Raw genomic sequence first — 14,222 nt, 5'->3', positions numbered from 1 at the left:
CCGGGACGACGGTGCAGCCGGACAAGCTCATCTCCGCGCTCCGCGACCGGCTCGACGGCTACAAGGTCCCGAAGTCGGTGATCGTCGTCGACGAACTGCCCCGGACCTCCACCGGGAAGATCCAGAAGAACGTCGTCCGGGACCTCCACACCGACCACTACGGAGGCCGCTAGGCATGGCCGTCCTGCAGTCACTGCTCGACACCAGCTCCGAGACCTACGTCAGCAACCGCAAGACCCAGCTCGAGCTCATCGCCGCCCTCGACGAGCAGCTCGAGGCCGTCGTCGCCGGCGGGGGCGAGCGCTACATGCAGCGCCACCGCGACCGGGGCAAGCTCCCGGTCCGCGAGCGGCTCGCGCTGCTGCTCGACCCGGACTCGCCGTTCCTCGAGCTCTCCGCCCTCGCGGCCTGGGGCACCGACTTCACCGTCGGGGCGTCGGTCCTGACGGGTATCGGGGTGGTGAGCGGCGTCGAGTGCCTGGTCATCGGGCATGACCCGACGGTGCGCGGCGGCGCGATGAACCCGTACTCGCTGCGCAAGACGCTGCGGGCGCTGGAGATCGCACGCCTCAACCGGCTGCCGGTGATCAACCTCGTGGAGTCCGGCGGCGCCGACCTCCCGACGCAGGCCGACCTCTTCGTCCCCGCCGGGCGCATCTTCCACGAGCTCACCGAGCTCTCCTCGATGGCCATCCCGACGATCGCGCTGGTCTTCGGCAACTCCACCGCCGGCGGCGCCTACGTCCCCGGGATGTGCGACTACGCGGTCCTCGTGGACCGCCAAGCGAAGGTGTTCCTCGGCGGCCCGCCGCTGGTGAAGATGGCGACCGGCGAGACCGCCGACGACGAGTCCCTCGGCGGCGCCGACATGCACTCCCGGGTCTCGGGCCTCTCGGACTACTTCGCCACCGACGAGCACGACGCGATCCGGCTGGGCCGCGAGATCGTGTCCCGGTTCCACTGGCACAAGCTGGGCCCGGCGCCGTCGTCGCACGCGCCGGAACCCCGCTGCGACCCGGAGGAGATCCTCGGGCTCCTCCCGCCCGACACCAAGGTGCCCTTCGACCCCCGCGAGGTGCTCGCGCGCACCGTCGACGGCTCGGAGTTCGACGAGTACAAGCCGGTCTACGGCACCTCGCTGGTCACCGGCTGGGCGAACATCCACGGCTTTCCGGTCGGGGTGCTCGCGAACCACCGGGGCGTGCTCTTCAGCGACGAGGCCAAGAAGGCCAGCGAGTTCATCCTGCTCGCGAACCAGACCGACACCCCGCTGGTCTTCCTGCAGAACACCACCGGCTACATGGTCGGCACCGACTACGAGCAGGGCGGGATCATCAAGGACGGCGCCAAGATGATCAACGCCGTCACCAACAGCGGCGTCCCGCACGTCACGATCAACATGGCGTCGTCGTTCGGGGCGGGGAACTACGGGATGTCCGGCCGGGCCTACGACCCGCGGCTGATGTTCGCGTGGCCGGGCGCGAAGCTCGCGGTCATGGGGGCGGCGCAGCTCGCCGGCGTGATGTCGATCGTCGGGCGGGCCTCGGCGTCGTCGCAGGGCAAGCCGTTCGACGAGGAGGCCGACGCCGCCCGGACCCGCGCGATCGAGGCGCAGATCGAGGCCGAGTCGCACTCCTTCTACATCTCGGGGCGGCTCTACGACGACGGCATCGTCGACCCCCGCGACACCCGCACCGTGCTCGGCATGTCGCTCTCGGCCGTGCACTCCAACACCGTCGCCGGCCGTCGTGGCTTCGGCGTCTTCCGGATGTGAGCGCCGTGATCCAGAAGCTGCTCGTGGCCAACCGCGGCGAGATCGCCTCCCGCGTCATGCGCACGGCGCTCTCCCTGGGGATCGCCACGGTTGCGGTCCACTCGGACCCCGACGCCGACGCGCCCTTCGTCGCGCTCGCCGACGAGGCGGTGCGGCTGCCGGGAGCGTCGCCGTCGGAGACCTACCTGCGCTCCGACCTGGTGATCGAGGCGGCCCGGGCGACGGGTGCCGACGCCGTGCATCCCGGGTACGGGTTCCTCTCGGAGAACGCCGGGTTCGCGCGCGACTGCGCGGCGGCGGGGCTGACGTTCGTGGGGCCGACGCCCGAGGCGATCGCGTCGATGGGGTCGAAGCTCGAGGCGAAGTCGCTGATGGCGGCGGCCGGGGTGCCGGTGCTGCCGGGGGCGACGGTCACCGACTCGACGGACCTGGAGGCGGTGGCGGCGGAGATCGGCTTCCCGGTGCTGGTCAAGGCGGCGTTCGGCGGCGGCGGGCGCGGGATGCGGATCGTGCGGTCGGTCGGGGAGCTGCGCGAGGCCGTCGACGGTGCCCGGCGCGAGGCGGCGTCGGCGTTCGGCGACGGGACGGTGTTCCTCGAGCGGTTCGTCGAGGACCCGCGGCACCTCGAGGTGCAGATCGTCGGGGACTCCGGCGGCGAGGTCGTGCACCTCTTCGAGCGCGAGTGCTCCATCCAGCGCCGGTACCAGAAGATCGTCGAGGAGAGCCCGTCGCCGGCGGTGGACGACCGGCTGCGGGCCGAGCTCGGGACGGCGGCGGTCGCGGCGGGGACGGCGATCGGCTACACCGGTGCGGGGACGGTCGAGTTCGTCCTCGACCAGTCCGAGGAGTTCTTCTTCCTCGAGGTCAACACCCGGCTGCAGGTCGAGCACCCGGTGACGGAGCTGGTCACGGGCCTGGACCTGGTTGCGCTGCAGCTGCGGATCGCCGAAGGGCACCCGCTGCCGGATGACGCGCGGACGGCTCGGGTTGCTGGGCACGCGATCGAGGTTCGCCTCTACGCCGAGGACGTCCCGGCCGGATACCTGCCCGCGACGGGGACGCTGCACCGGTTCGCGATCCCGGAGCTGCCGGGGGTCCGGGTCGACGCCGGGGTGACCGACGGCTCCGTCGTCAGCCCGCACTACGACCCGATGCTCGCCAAGGTCATCGCGCACGGCTCCACGCGGGCGGAAGCAGCCCGAACCCTGGCGCGGGCGCTGGCGCGAGCCGAGATCCACGGCGTGACAACCAACCGCGACCTGCTCGTCGGCATCCTGCGCGACGAGGAGTTCCTCGCGGGCGGCACCGACACCGGCTTCCTGCCGCGGCACCCCGAGCTCGTCACGCCGGAGCCCGACGACGGCGAGGGCGCGCGGGCGGTCGCGGCGGCGCTCGCGCTGCAGGCCGAGCACCGGGCCGACGCGCCGGTGCTGCGCGGCCTGCCGTCGGGGTGGCGCAACGTCGGCGGGCCCCCGCAGAGCGTCGGGTACACCGCGAGCGACCGGACGCTCGAGGTGACGTATGCGTTTCGCCGGGAAGGGCTGGAAGCCCATGTGAACGGATGTGGTCGTGGGGACGAGCAGATTCATTCCCATGCGGCGCAGCCGCACCACGTGTCGCTCGAGGTCCAGGGGGTGCGCCGCACCTACCGGATCCACCGCACCTCCGGCTGGACCTTCGTCGACGGGCCCGACGGGTCCAGCGCCTTCGCGGACGTCCCCCGCTTCGCCGACCCCAACGCCGTCGCGCACGCCGGGTCGCTGCTCGCCCCGATGCCGGGGACGGTCGTGCGGGTCCTGGCCTCGACCGGGGACAGCGTGACGGCAGGCGCGGCGCTCGTCGTCCTCGAGGCGATGAAGATGGAGCACACGGTCGCCGCGCCGGTCGACGGCGTCGTCGGGGAGCTGCACGTGGCCCCGGGCGACCAGGTCGAGACGCGGCAGGTGCTGGCCGTCGTCGAGGACGCCGCGGAGCCCGAGGAGGCGGCGTCGTGAACGCGGCGGGCGACCCGCCCCGTGTGCAGCGCGCACACGGCCAGATGGGCGGCGACAGCGGCGCCAGAACTGGTGCGGCGCGCACACGGTCGGGCGCCGCAGATCACGCAGAAGAAGCCGGCACGCCGCACACGCCGCCCGCGCCGATGCACGACCCCGCCCCACCGGGTGCGTCCCGCACACGGCTGTCGGCACTCGTCGACGAGGCCACCGGCGCGACCGTCGACGCACTCTTCCGCCGCGCGTTCCGGGTGTTCGCCGACCGGGTCGCGATCACCTCGGACCAGCCCGACGAACCGTCGTGGACCTACCGCGAGCTGGGCGAGCGCACCGACCGGCTCGCCGCCGGCCTCCACGCCGCGGGCCTGCGTCGCGGGGACCGACTGGCCGTGCTCTCCGAGACCCGCCCCGCCTACGTCGAGCTCTACACCGCGGCGGCCCGCCTCGGCGTCGCGCTGATCACCCTCAACGTCCGGCTGCACCCCGACGAGCTGGCGGTCATCGTCGCCTCCGCCGTGCCGTCGGCCCTCGTCACCTCCGGCACCTTCGCCCCCAGCGCCGACGCGATCCGCGACCGCAGTCCGAGCGTCACGGCCTGGTACTGCCTCGACGAGCGCCCCGGGTTCGCCCCGCTCCCCCGCTCCGACGACCCGCCCCCGGACCCGGCCGCCCAGCCCGACGACCTCCACGTCGTCCTCTACACCTCTGGCACCACCGGCCCACCCAAGGGCGCGATGATCACCCAGCAGGCCGCCGCGATCCGCGGGCTGCGCCTCGCGCAGTGGTTCGGGCTCACCCCCGACGACGGGTTCATCGGCTGGCTGCCGATGTTCCACTGCGCCGGCGACGAGTCGCTCTACGGCACCCTGCTCACCGGCGGCCGCTTCGCGTGCCTGCGCCGCGCCGACCCCGCGCGGATCCTCGACCTGATCGAGCGTGACCGGCTCTCCTGGACGCTGCTGCTGCCCGGCGTCATCACCGACGTCCTCGCCGAGCCGATCGGATCGCGACGGCTGGACTCGTTCCGGTTCGCCATCGGCTACGCGAACATGATGCCGACGGTGGTCCGGCAGCTCACCGCGAAGTACGGCATCCGCTTCTGCGACGCGTTCGGCCAGACCGAGACCAGCTACGTCCTCGCCCACGGCTTCTCCGGGCCCGGCGAGGCGCCACACCTGCGCAAGACGCCGACGCCACTCGTCGACGTGCGCCTCGTCTACCCCGACATGGACGACGTCCCCGACGGCACCCCCGGCGAGTGCGTCGTGCGCGGGCCGGGCCTCATGACCGGCTACCTCGACGACCCGAAGGCCACCGACGAGGCGTTCCACGGCGGCTGGCTGCACACCGGCGACGTCCTGCGCCGCAACGACGACGGCACGCTCGCCTTCGTCGACCGCGTGAGGTACCTCATCAAGACCGGCGGGGAGAACGTGTACCCGGCCGAGGTCGAGGGCGCGATCGCGGGCCTGCCCGGGGTTCAGGAGGTGTGCGCGTACGGCGTGCCCGACGAGCGGTGGGGCGAGACGGTGAAGGTCGCCGTCGTCCGCGTGCCCAGTTCGACCGTGACCGCCGACGAGATCGTCGAGCGCTGCCGCGAGCACCTCGCCGGGTTCAAGGTCCCGCGCTACGTCGCGTTCCTCGACGCCGCCGACATCCCGCGCAGTACCACGGGCAAGCTGCAGCGCCACGTCCTCGCCGCGCGCGGGGCGGACCCCGCGGAGCGCGTCCGATGAGCGACGAAAGCGGGATCACCACCACCGACCGCGGCCCGGTGCGAATCATCGCGATCGACCGCCCCGCCCGGCGCAACGCGATGAGCACCGCCACCGCCGAGGCCCTCGAGCTGGCGCTGCGCGCGGCGGCCGACGACGACGCCGTCCGGGCGGTCGTGCTCACTGGCGTCGGCGGGCACTTCTCCGCCGGCGGCGACGCCGACTCGATCCTCGAGCACATCGCCGACGACGACCCGGCGCTGCTCGCGCTCATGCGGGCGTTCCACCGGCTCGTCGTCGAGGTCTGGGAGTCGCGGCTGCCGGTCGTCGCGGCGGTCTCCGGGATCGCCTACGGCGGTGGGGTGAACCTCGCGCTGGCGTGCGACCTCGTCGTCACGAGCTCCGACGCGCGGCTCTGCCAGATCTTCGTGCGGCGCGGTGTCGTCCCCGACGTCGGCGGCGCCTGGCTGCTCCCACGCCTCGTCGGGATGCAACGGGCCAAGGAGCTCATGCTGCTCGCCCCGGAGATCGACGCGCGGCGCGCCGAGCAGCTGGGCCTCGCCAACGCCGTCGAGCCCGACGCCGAGGCGGCGCTGGAACGGGCGGTCGTGCTGGCCGGGCAGCTCGCGGAGCTCCCGTCCTACACCGTCGCGCTGTCGAAGCGACTGATCAACCACTCCAGCAGTGACGACCTGCGCGGCTCGCTCGAGCGCGAGGCCGTCACGCAGGCCGCCGCTCTGCGCTCGCGGCCCGCGACCGAGGGGTTCGAGACGTTCCGACGGAGAAGGGGCGCGGGGTCAGGGGCGAGCGAAGCGACGGGGAGAGACATATGAACATCGACGTCCTGCTGCGGCGCGCGGCGGCCGACCATCCCGACGACCTCGCGGTCCGCCACGACGACCTCGAACTGACCTACACCGAGCTCACGGAGCGGGCGGGCCGGTTCGCCGCGTACCTGCGGGCGTCCGGCATCGCCCCCGGCGAGCGGGTCGGGTTCTTCCTGCCCAACGTGGTCGAGTACGTCGTCGGGCTGCTCGGGACGTGGCAGGCCGGGGCGGTCGGGGTACCGCTGAACTACCTCTTCCCCGACGCACCGCTGCGCCACGCCGTCACCGACTCCGGATGCCGGGTGCTCGTGCTGCCGCCCGGCGACGTGGAGCGGGTCGAGTCGTTGCTGGAGGGCGCGACGCCGTCGCTGCTGACGACGGGTCCCGAGGGCTCGTTCGCGCGAGCGGTCGCGGCGCACGGGTCGACCGACGAGGTGGTCCCGCGGCTCGACCACGACGACGCGCTGCTCATGTACACCTCGGGCTCCACCGGCGTGCCCAAGGGCGTGCGGCAGACGCACCGCAACGTCGTCGCCGAGGTCGACGGCGCGATCGAGTTCTACGGCGTCACCGCCACCGACCACGTGCTCAACTGCATGCCGATCTTCCACGTCGGGGGCCTGCAGCTCGCGATGCTGCCGCTGCTGCTGCGCGGCGGGCAGATGACGCTGATGCCGCGGTGGGACGTCGAGGTGTGGCTCGAGCTGGCCCAGCGGCTGCGCCCGACCGTCGGCGGGCTGATCTCGACGATGATGATCGACGTCGGGAACCGCACCGCCCGCGATCCGGTCCGGTTGGACTCCTTCCGCTTCTGCATGTTCGGTGGCTCCCGAACCCCGACCGCGGCGATCGAGCGACTCGAGCGCGGCACCGGCATCCCGGGCACCGAGATCTACGGCCAGACCGAGCAGAACGGCCTCGTCGTCACCTACCACCCCGGCGAGAAGCGCCGCCCTGACTCGATGGGGCGGCCGCTTGAGCAGATCGTGGCGATCCGTCTCGTCCCCGTCGACAGCCACGAATCGGGCTCGAGCCCGGACCTGGAGCCGGGCGACCCCGGCGTCGGGGAGCTGTGGGTGCACGGCGACGCGGTGACGCCCGGGTACTGGCACCTCGAGGCGCCGGAGAAGTGGGCGGTCGACGACGAGGGGCGCCGTTGGTTCCGCACCGGCGACCTCATGTCCCGCGACACCGACGGCTACCTCTACTACGTCGACCGCATCGACGACATGATCGTCTCCGGCGGCGAGAACGTGTTCCCGCAGATGGTCGAGGAGCACCTCGCGGGCCACCCCGACCTCGCCGAGGTCGCCGTCATCGGCACCGCGCACGAACGCTGGGTGGAGCAGGTGACCGCGGTCGTCGTGCCCAACCGGCCCGGGATCACCGTCGAGGCGCTCGACCGCTGGTGCGCCGAGCACCCCGACCTGCAGGGCATGCACCGGCCGCGGCGGATCGAGATCGTCGAGGCCCTGCCGCGTACCGGCAGCGGCAAGCTGAACCGGCCCGAACTGCGGAGGATCTTCCCGTGACGGACACGGTGCTCTACGAGGTCGTCGACCGGGTCGCCTGGCTGACGATCAACCGACCCGAGGCCCGCAACGCGCTGAGCAAGGACGTTCGCGACGGGCTGTGGGAGGGCGCGCGCCGGTTCGTCGCCGACGAATCCGCCGCCGTGCTCGTCCTCACCGGTGCCGGCGACAAGGCGTTCTGCGCAGGTGGCGACCTCAAGGAGATGGCCGAGTCGGCGCTGGAGATCCCGCCGCCCGATTTCCTGCCGCAGTTCGGGCGCACCATCGACGTCGAGAAGCCGACCATCGCCGCCGTCAACGGCGTCGCCTACGCGGGTGGGTTCCTGCTCGCCCAGCAATGCGATCTCGTCGTCGCCGCCGAGCACGCGCGGTTCGCGGTGTCGGAGGTGAAGGTCGGGCGGGGCTCGCCGTGGGCGGCGCCGCTGTCGTGGCTGGTTCCGCCGCGGGTGGCGCTGGAGATCCTGCTGACCGGCGACCCGATCGACGCCCGGCGCGCGTACGAGGTGGGCCTGGTCAACCGGGTGGTGCCGGCGGGTGATCTCCGCGAGCGCGTGGGCGAGCTGGCCGCGAGGATCGCGGGCAACGCGCCGTTGTCGGTGCGGGCGGCGAAGCGGACGGCGTACCTGTCGGCGGAGGCGTCGCGGGACGAGGCGTACGCACGCGCCGAGGAGATCTGGGCGCCGGTGTACCGGTCGGCGGACGCGCAGGAGGGCCCGGCGGCATTCCGCGACAAGCGCACGCCGGTCTGGACGGGGAGGTAGCGAGATGCCGGTGTCGATGACGGCGCTGTGCGACGACCTGGCGGCCGAGTCCGCCGAGTTGCGCCACGTGCTGGCGGGGCTGCCGGAGGCCGACTGGCGGCGGGAGACGCCCGCGTCCGGCTGGACGATCGGCGACCAGGTCTCGCACCTGGCCTACTTCGACGACGTCGCGCTGCGCTCGGCGACCGACCCCGAGGCGTTCGCCGCGGAAAAGGCGCAGATGGACGCCGAGGGCGGAGTCAGCCCGGACACGATCGCCGAGCGCTTCCGCGCCCTCTCGGGCGCCGAGCTGCTGACCTGGTTCGACGACGCACGGGGCCGATTGATCGCAGCGTTCCGCGAGCTCGACCCGTCGACCCGGGTGCCGTGGTTCGGCCCCGCGATGAGCGCGGCGTCGTCGTTGACCGCCCGGATCATGGAGACCTGGGCGCACGCGCAGGACGTGTGCGACACCGTCGGCGCCGTCCACGAGCCCTCGGCGCGGCTACGGCACGTCGCGCACATCGGGGTCGGGGCGCGGGCGTTCAGCTACCTGGCGCACGGCCGGTCGATGCCCGAGGCGCCCGTGCGGGTCGAGCTGGTGGCGCCGGACGGGTCGACGTGGGCCTGGGGTCCGGAGGACGCCGCGGACCGCATCAACGGCCCGGCGCTCGACTTCGCCCTGCTCATCACCCAGCGCCGCCACCGGGACGACCTCGCGCTCGAGGTGGTCGGCGACGCGGCCACCGAGTGGGTGGAGATCGGGCAGGCGTTCGCGGGCGAGGCGGGGACGGGACGGGCACCGTCGGGAGCGGTGCGATGACGCGGGCCGTGCGGATCGGGAACATCTCCGGCTTCTACGGCGACCGGCTGAACGCCGCGCGGGAGATGCTCGACGGCGGCCCGGTCGACGTCGTCTGCGGGGACTACCTCGCCGAGCTGACGATGCTCATCCTCGCGAAGGCCCAGGCCAAGGACCCCGACGCCGGGTACGCCACGACCTTCCTGACGCAGATGCGCGACGTGCTCGCCGACTGCGTCGCGCGTGGGATCAAGGTCGTGTCCAACGCCGGCGGTCTCAACCCGGCCGGGCTCGCGGCCGCGATCTCCGAGCTCGGGACGGGGGCGCGGGTCGCGTACGTGGAGGGCGACGACCTGCGGGGATCGCTCGACGCGATCAGCCCGGCTGTCGTCGGGAAGCCGGTGTCGGCGAACGCGTACCTCGGCGGGTGGGGCATCGCGGAGGCGCTGTCTGAGGGGGCGGACGTCGTCGTCACGGGTCGGGTCACGGACGCGTCGCTGGTGGTGGGCCCAGCCGCGTGGTGGCACGGGTGGGACCGGTCCGAGTTCGACGCACTGGCCGGCGCCGTCGTGGCGGGCCACGTCATCGAGTGCGGCCCGCAGGCGACCGGCGGGAACTACTCGTTCCTCGACGAGGTCACCGACCGGCGATACCCGGGCTCCCCGATCGCGGAGGTCGAGGCCGACGGCTCGTCGGTGATCACGAAGCACCCCGCAACGGGCGGGCTCGTCTCGATCGGCACCATCACCTCGCAGCTGCTCTACGAGATCGCCGCGCCCGCCTACCTCGGCCCCGACTGCACGACCCACTTCGACACCGTCTCGCTGTCCCAGGACGGCGAGGACCGGGTGCGGATCAGCGGCGTTCGCGGGTCGGCGCCGCCGTCGACGCTCAAGGTCGCGCTCAACGACGCGGGCGGCTACCGCAACACGATGACGCTCGTGCTGACCGGGCTCGACATCGAGGCGAAGGCCGCGCACGCCGAGTCGATGCTGTTCGAGGTGCTCGGCGGGCGGGACCGGTTCGCCGAGGTCGACGTGAGGCTGCTGCGCTTCGACCACCCCGACGCCGCGTCGAACGCGGAGGCGACCGCGCACCTGCGGGTCACCGTGAAGGACCCCGACCCGCGGGTGGTCGGCCGCTCGTTCTCCAACGCCACGATGGAGCTCGCCCTCGGCGGGTACGCGGGCTTCCACACGACGACGCCGCCGTCGACCGAGTCGGCGTTCGGCGTCTACCGGGCCGCGGCGGTGCCCCGGGAGGCGGTGACGCACACGGTGGTGCTGCCGGACGGGGAGCGGCGGGTGGTGGCGGACCCGCCGTCGGGTGCCGGCGGAGCGTCGTTGCTGGCATCCAGTGGCAGGAAAGTCCCTTCCTCGGAGCTCCCGGCCGGCCCGACCACGCGGGCGCCGATGGGCCGGGTCGTCGGCGCACGGTCCGGCGACAAGGGCGGCGACGCGAACATCGGGGTCTGGGCCCGGAGCGACGAGGCCTACGCGTGGTTGCGTGCCTTCCTCACCGTCGAGCGCGCGCGGGATCTGCTCGGTGCCGAGGTCGCGGAGCTGGACCTCGAGATCCACGAGCTGCCGAACCTGCGGGCGCTCAACGTCGTCGTCCACGGCATCCTCGGCGACGGCGTGGCTTCCTCGACCCGCCCCGACCCGCAGGCCAAGGGGCTCGGCGAGTACCTGCGCAGCCGCGTCGTCGACGTCCCGGAGGCGCTGCTCGGCGTCGGGTGAGTCCCGGCGCCGACCGCACTCGTGCAACCGAGTCACCGTCACTCGGTTGTGCGAGGAGCCTTCAGACCCTCGGGCGATCGACGGAACCGGATCAGCGCCCGCTCAGCCGGGGGGCTCGCAGCGAGACCTCGCGCAACCCGCCTACGGTGCCACGACGTGGCCACTTCATTGACCGAGGGCGACCTCACCGAGATCGCCCACGACGCCCTCGAGGCCGACGACCCGAGCCGGGCGATCGACGAGCTGATGGACGCGGTCGAGCAGGGCCGGCTCGCCGACGAGGAGGTCGGCGTGCCGCCCGCGCAGCGTCCGCAGCCGTCAGGCCAGCACCTCGTTCCACTCGCACACCTCGTGGCCGACCACCACCCCGTGCGCCACGAACGGGTCCCGGTCCACGAACTCCGCGGCCGCCTCCGGGGTCGTGAAGATCGCCATCGCCCCGCGCCGGGCCAGGTCGGTGAACGGCCCGACCATGAGCAGCACGCCGCGCCCGTGGAACTCGCCGAGCAGCTCCTGGTGCGCCGGGACGTTGGCCGGCGCGGTCGTCGCGGCGTCCGGGGCCGCCTCGTAGAACAGGACGTACTTCACGACGCCGCTCCGGCCACCGCCGCGTAGGCCGCGAGGGTCGCGGTCCAGGCGCCGTCCGACTCGAACGTCCCGTGCATCGCCTCGGCGGACTCGCCGAACGCCTCGAGGTCGCGGTGCTCGAGCTCCACCCGCGTCGACCCCGGACCGGCCTCCGAGAACCGGACCTCCACCGTCGTCACCAGGTCGTCGTGGTGTCGCCAGTCCGCGCCGAGCTGCCAGGTCACGGCCAGCAGGTCGGGAGGCTGCCACGCCGTCACGACGCCCGTGTCCGTCTCGCTGCCGTCCTCGTGCCGGGTGAACCAGCGCCCGCCCTCGAACGGTTCGACGACGATCTCGGCGATCGGCGCCGAGCCGATGTGGTGGGCGGGCGGCCACCACGACGTCATGTCCGACGTGAAGAGCTCGAACGCACGGTCGCGTCCGACGCCGACGGTCACCTCACGGCGGATCGCCGGGATCGCTCGGGTCATCGTGGTCCTCCTCGGATCGGGTCCTCTGCTCGAACGCCGCCAGCGACCGCTCCCAGAACGCGTCGAGGTGTCGTCGCACCTGCGCCAGGGCGTCGGGATCGACCTGGTAGAGCCGACGCGTCCCCTCCTGCCGGTCCCGGACGAGGCCGACGTCCTTGAGCACCTTGAGGTGCTGGGACACGGCCGGCCGGCTGATCGGCAGGACGCGGGCGAGCTCGCCGACCGCCAGCGGCTCCCGGGAGAGGGCGTCGATGATCGACTGTCTCGTCGGGTCGCCGAGGGCGGTCAGCATCGCGGAAGCGTTCGTCATGACGAACCGTAAGCTAGCACTTACCGATACTCCTGCCCAGGACTTCCGCCAAAATGCCCCCGGCACGCCGCCCGCCCTCCTACCGTCGACGACATGGACGAATGCGACACGGGCGGCTGAGGCGGTGGGCGTCGAGGAGGTCGTCTCCGAGGTCGGGCTGTGGTGGCCGTCGGCGGACGAGGACGGGCTGCGCGAGGCGTCGCGGGCGTGGACCCGGACGGCGGCCGCGCTCGACCAGGCTGCCGACATCGGCCGTGCCGGCACCGCGCAGGCCGCCGCGAGCTGGACCGGCGACGCGGCGCAGCAGTTCGGCGCCTCATGGCAGCGGCACGAGCAGACGCTGCACGACGACGCCGCGGGCGCCCGCGCGTTGGGCGACGCCCTGGCCCGCTACGCCGACGCCGTCGCCGACGCGAAGCGCCGCATCGAGGAACTGGCGGTGACGGCGGGCGCGACGATCGCCGCCGGGGTCGGGCTCGCGTGGTTGACGTTCGGGACGTCGGCCGCGGCCGCCGCCGGAGTGAGCGCCGGGCTGGTGGCCGCGGCGAGCGCGATCGGGGTGGAGCTCTCGGCGACGGCGGCCGCGATCGCCGGCGGCGCGGTCGTCGGGATCGCGTTCGGCGCGGTCGAGGGCGCCGTCGTCGACGTGGCCGTGGCGCAGCCGCTGCGGGTCCAGGCGTTCCACGACGGCGGGTTCTCGGCGTCGGAGGTGGTCGGCTCCGCGGTGTCGGGCGGCGCCCTCGGCGGGCTGCTCGGCGGGATCGCCCCGGTGATCCCGCGGCCGGGTCCGGTCCCCAGGACGGCCGCCGACGACCTCGGCGAGCTCGACGGCCGCATCAGCGCCGCGCTCGACCCGGCGACCCGGGGCGCGCTCGGCCCGCTCTTCCGCCCCGGCCTCCACGAGACCCCGACGGCGTCCCTCGTCCCGGAGCAGCGGCCGGTGGCGCGGCTGCTCGAGGCGGAGGGCCGCAGCGTCCACGCCCGGCCCGGGACCGATCCGGCCGCACTCGTCCGGTCCTCCCCCGCTGACCAGGGCCGGCTCACCGAGCTCCTGCGCCCCGAGGAACCGACCAGCGCCGCCGTCGAGAACGCCATCCTCGAGGCCAACGGCCGGCTCGCCCGCAACGGCAGCGGGGACATCGTCATCGACGCGCGCGGCACCGACCTCGACGTGGACACCGCCGGGCAGGGACTGCTCGCCGCGATCACCCGCGTGCTGCTCCAGGGCCACGAGCCGCCCGACTCGGTGCGCTTCGTCTTCGACGACCACAGCATCTGGTTCCCGTAGGAGGCCCCGTGGACGACGGCTTCACGACGCAGCCCCGCGAGCTGACCGCCGCGGCCGCGCCCTTCGACGAGGCGGCGAGGATCGTGGCGGACGCGCTCGCCGGGCTGCGCTCCGCCCTGGGCGGCCTCGGGGACTACCCCGGCACCGACGAGCAGGGTCGGGCGTTCGCGGCGCAGTACGAGCCGAAGGTGACCGAGGGACTCGAGGCGTTCGCCGGGGAGGCCGACGCGATCCGCTCCCTGGGGGACGCGTTGCGCGGCTCGGCCCAGGGCTACGCGACCCGGGACGCGGACCTCGCCGCCGGGTTCCGCCCGCCCTAGAGGTGTCAGGAGAAACGACCTCATCGGTTGACGCGGCCACGCGGTCGTGCCGACTACTCTCCGACGCCGGGACGCTGACCATCGGGAGGTCGTCGATCGATGCGGGTGATTCGGGATGTCCTC

14 protein-coding genes are annotated in these 14,222 nt (G+C 73.4%); 11 read left to right on the top strand and 3 right to left on the bottom strand.

Annotation, left to right across the window (positions count from 1 at the left end; genetic code table 11):
* Positions 1–11: 11 nt before the first annotated feature.
* The 9 genes from VGH76_RS25155 to VGH76_RS25115 all read left to right on the top strand — a co-directional run bounded on the left by VGH76_RS25155 (position 12) and on the right by VGH76_RS25115 (position 11,123).
* On the top strand, positions 12–173 hold the full coding sequence (locus VGH76_RS25155; protein ID WP_331559501.1) for an AMP-binding enzyme: 162 nt from the start codon (positions 12–14) through the stop codon (positions 171–173).
* A gap of 2 nt (positions 174–175) precedes the next feature.
* Entirely contained in the window at positions 176–1,774 is a 1,599-nt protein-coding gene (locus VGH76_RS25150) for an acyl-CoA carboxylase subunit beta (protein ID WP_331559500.1), read from the top strand.
* Positions 1,775–1,779: 5 nt separating this feature from the next.
* Positions 1,780–3,768 (top strand): acetyl/propionyl/methylcrotonyl-CoA carboxylase subunit alpha, encoded by a 1,989-nt coding sequence (locus VGH76_RS25145; protein ID WP_331559499.1) that lies wholly within the window; start codon positions 1,780–1,782, stop codon positions 3,766–3,768.
* 146 nt (positions 3,769–3,914) lie between these two features.
* A complete protein-coding gene (locus VGH76_RS25140; RefSeq protein ID WP_331559498.1) occupies positions 3,915–5,504 on the top strand; it encodes a class I adenylate-forming enzyme family protein in 1,590 nt (529 codons plus the stop codon).
* A complete protein-coding gene (locus tag VGH76_RS25135) occupies positions 5,501–6,316 on the top strand; it encodes an enoyl-CoA hydratase/isomerase family protein (protein ID WP_331559497.1) in 816 nt (271 codons plus the stop codon). Before VGH76_RS25140 ends, VGH76_RS25135 begins: the two co-directional genes overlap by 4 nt.
* Positions 6,313–7,842, top strand: coding sequence for a class I adenylate-forming enzyme family protein (locus VGH76_RS25130; RefSeq protein WP_331559496.1), 1,530 nt, complete (start codon positions 6,313–6,315; stop codon positions 7,840–7,842). Before VGH76_RS25135 ends, VGH76_RS25130 begins: the two co-directional genes overlap by 4 nt.
* Positions 7,839–8,603, top strand: a complete 765-nt coding sequence (locus VGH76_RS25125) for an enoyl-CoA hydratase/isomerase family protein (protein WP_331559495.1) — start codon at positions 7,839–7,841, stop codon at positions 8,601–8,603. The genes VGH76_RS25130 and VGH76_RS25125 overlap by 4 nt, the downstream gene beginning before the upstream one ends.
* Before the next feature lie 4 nt (positions 8,604–8,607).
* Positions 8,608–9,405, top strand: a complete 798-nt coding sequence (locus VGH76_RS25120) for a TIGR03084 family metal-binding protein (RefSeq protein WP_331559493.1) — start codon at positions 8,608–8,610, stop codon at positions 9,403–9,405.
* A complete protein-coding gene (locus VGH76_RS25115; protein ID WP_331559492.1) occupies positions 9,402–11,123 on the top strand; it encodes an acyclic terpene utilization AtuA family protein in 1,722 nt (573 codons plus the stop codon). The genes VGH76_RS25120 and VGH76_RS25115 overlap by 4 nt, the downstream gene beginning before the upstream one ends.
* Before the next feature lie 318 nt (positions 11,124–11,441).
* Here VGH76_RS25115 and VGH76_RS25110 read toward each other — a convergent pair whose 3' ends face one another.
* Genes VGH76_RS25110 through VGH76_RS25100 form a run of 3 tightly spaced genes read right to left on the bottom strand, consistent with a single transcriptional unit; the run spans position 11,442 to position 12,491 of the window.
* Positions 11,442–11,711 carry a YciI family protein gene (locus VGH76_RS25110; protein WP_331559491.1) on the bottom strand — a complete coding sequence of 90 codons (270 nt, stop codon included), beginning with the start codon at positions 11,709–11,711 and terminating at the stop codon, positions 11,442–11,444.
* The gene (locus VGH76_RS25105) at positions 11,708–12,181 is read right to left on the bottom strand and encodes an SRPBCC family protein (RefSeq protein ID WP_331559490.1); all 474 of its coding nucleotides are present in this window, start codon (positions 12,179–12,181) and stop codon (positions 11,708–11,710) included. The genes VGH76_RS25110 and VGH76_RS25105 overlap by 4 nt, the downstream gene beginning before the upstream one ends.
* Positions 12,150–12,491, bottom strand: coding sequence for a metalloregulator ArsR/SmtB family transcription factor (locus VGH76_RS25100; RefSeq protein ID WP_331559488.1), 342 nt, complete (start codon positions 12,489–12,491; stop codon positions 12,150–12,152). The genes VGH76_RS25105 and VGH76_RS25100 overlap by 32 nt, the downstream gene beginning before the upstream one ends.
* Positions 12,492–12,615: 124 nt before the next feature.
* Here VGH76_RS25100 and VGH76_RS25095 point away from each other — a divergent pair, with 124 nt between their 5' ends.
* Both VGH76_RS25095 and VGH76_RS25090 read left to right on the top strand, forming a co-directional pair.
* Positions 12,616–13,779, top strand: a complete 1,164-nt coding sequence (locus VGH76_RS25095) for a hypothetical protein (RefSeq protein WP_331559487.1) — start codon at positions 12,616–12,618, stop codon at positions 13,777–13,779.
* An 8-nt stretch (positions 13,780–13,787) separates the two neighbouring features.
* Entirely contained in the window at positions 13,788–14,099 is a 312-nt protein-coding gene (locus tag VGH76_RS25090) for a hypothetical protein (protein WP_331559486.1), read from the top strand.
* The last annotated feature ends 123 nt before the right edge of the window (positions 14,100–14,222 follow it).

It is taken from the genome of Actinomycetospora sp., from assembly GCF_036497585.1.
In the GTDB taxonomy this organism is placed as follows: Bacteria; Actinomycetota; Actinomycetes; order Mycobacteriales; family Pseudonocardiaceae; genus Actinomycetospora.
The sequence above is the reverse complement of the archived record's forward strand: the minus strand, read 5'-3'. Positions and strand labels throughout refer to the sequence as shown.

What these genes read in the sequence shown, in the direction of transcription:
- VGH76_RS25115 (WP_331559492.1), top strand. Translation starts at nt 9,402, where the DNA reads ATGACGCGGGCCGTGCGGATCGGGAACATCTCCGGCTTCTACGGCGAC.
- VGH76_RS25120 (WP_331559493.1), top strand. Translation starts at nt 8,608, where the DNA reads ATGCCGGTGTCGATGACGGCGCTGTGCGACGACCTGGCGGCCGAGTCC.
- VGH76_RS25140 (WP_331559498.1), top strand. Translation starts at nt 3,915, where the DNA reads ATGCACGACCCCGCCCCACCGGGTGCGTCCCGCACACGGCTGTCGGCA.
- VGH76_RS25135 (WP_331559497.1), top strand. Translation starts at nt 5,501, where the DNA reads ATGAGCGACGAAAGCGGGATCACCACCACCGACCGCGGCCCGGTGCGA.
- VGH76_RS25130 (WP_331559496.1), top strand. Translation starts at nt 6,313, where the DNA reads ATGAACATCGACGTCCTGCTGCGGCGCGCGGCGGCCGACCATCCCGAC.
- VGH76_RS25150 (WP_331559500.1), top strand. Translation starts at nt 176, where the DNA reads ATGGCCGTCCTGCAGTCACTGCTCGACACCAGCTCCGAGACCTACGTC.
- VGH76_RS25105 (WP_331559490.1), bottom strand. Translation starts at nt 12,181, where the DNA reads ATGACCCGAGCGATCCCGGCGATCCGCCGTGAGGTGACCGTCGGCGTC.
- VGH76_RS25100 (WP_331559488.1), bottom strand. Translation starts at nt 12,491, where the DNA reads ATGACGAACGCTTCCGCGATGCTGACCGCCCTCGGCGACCCGACGAGA.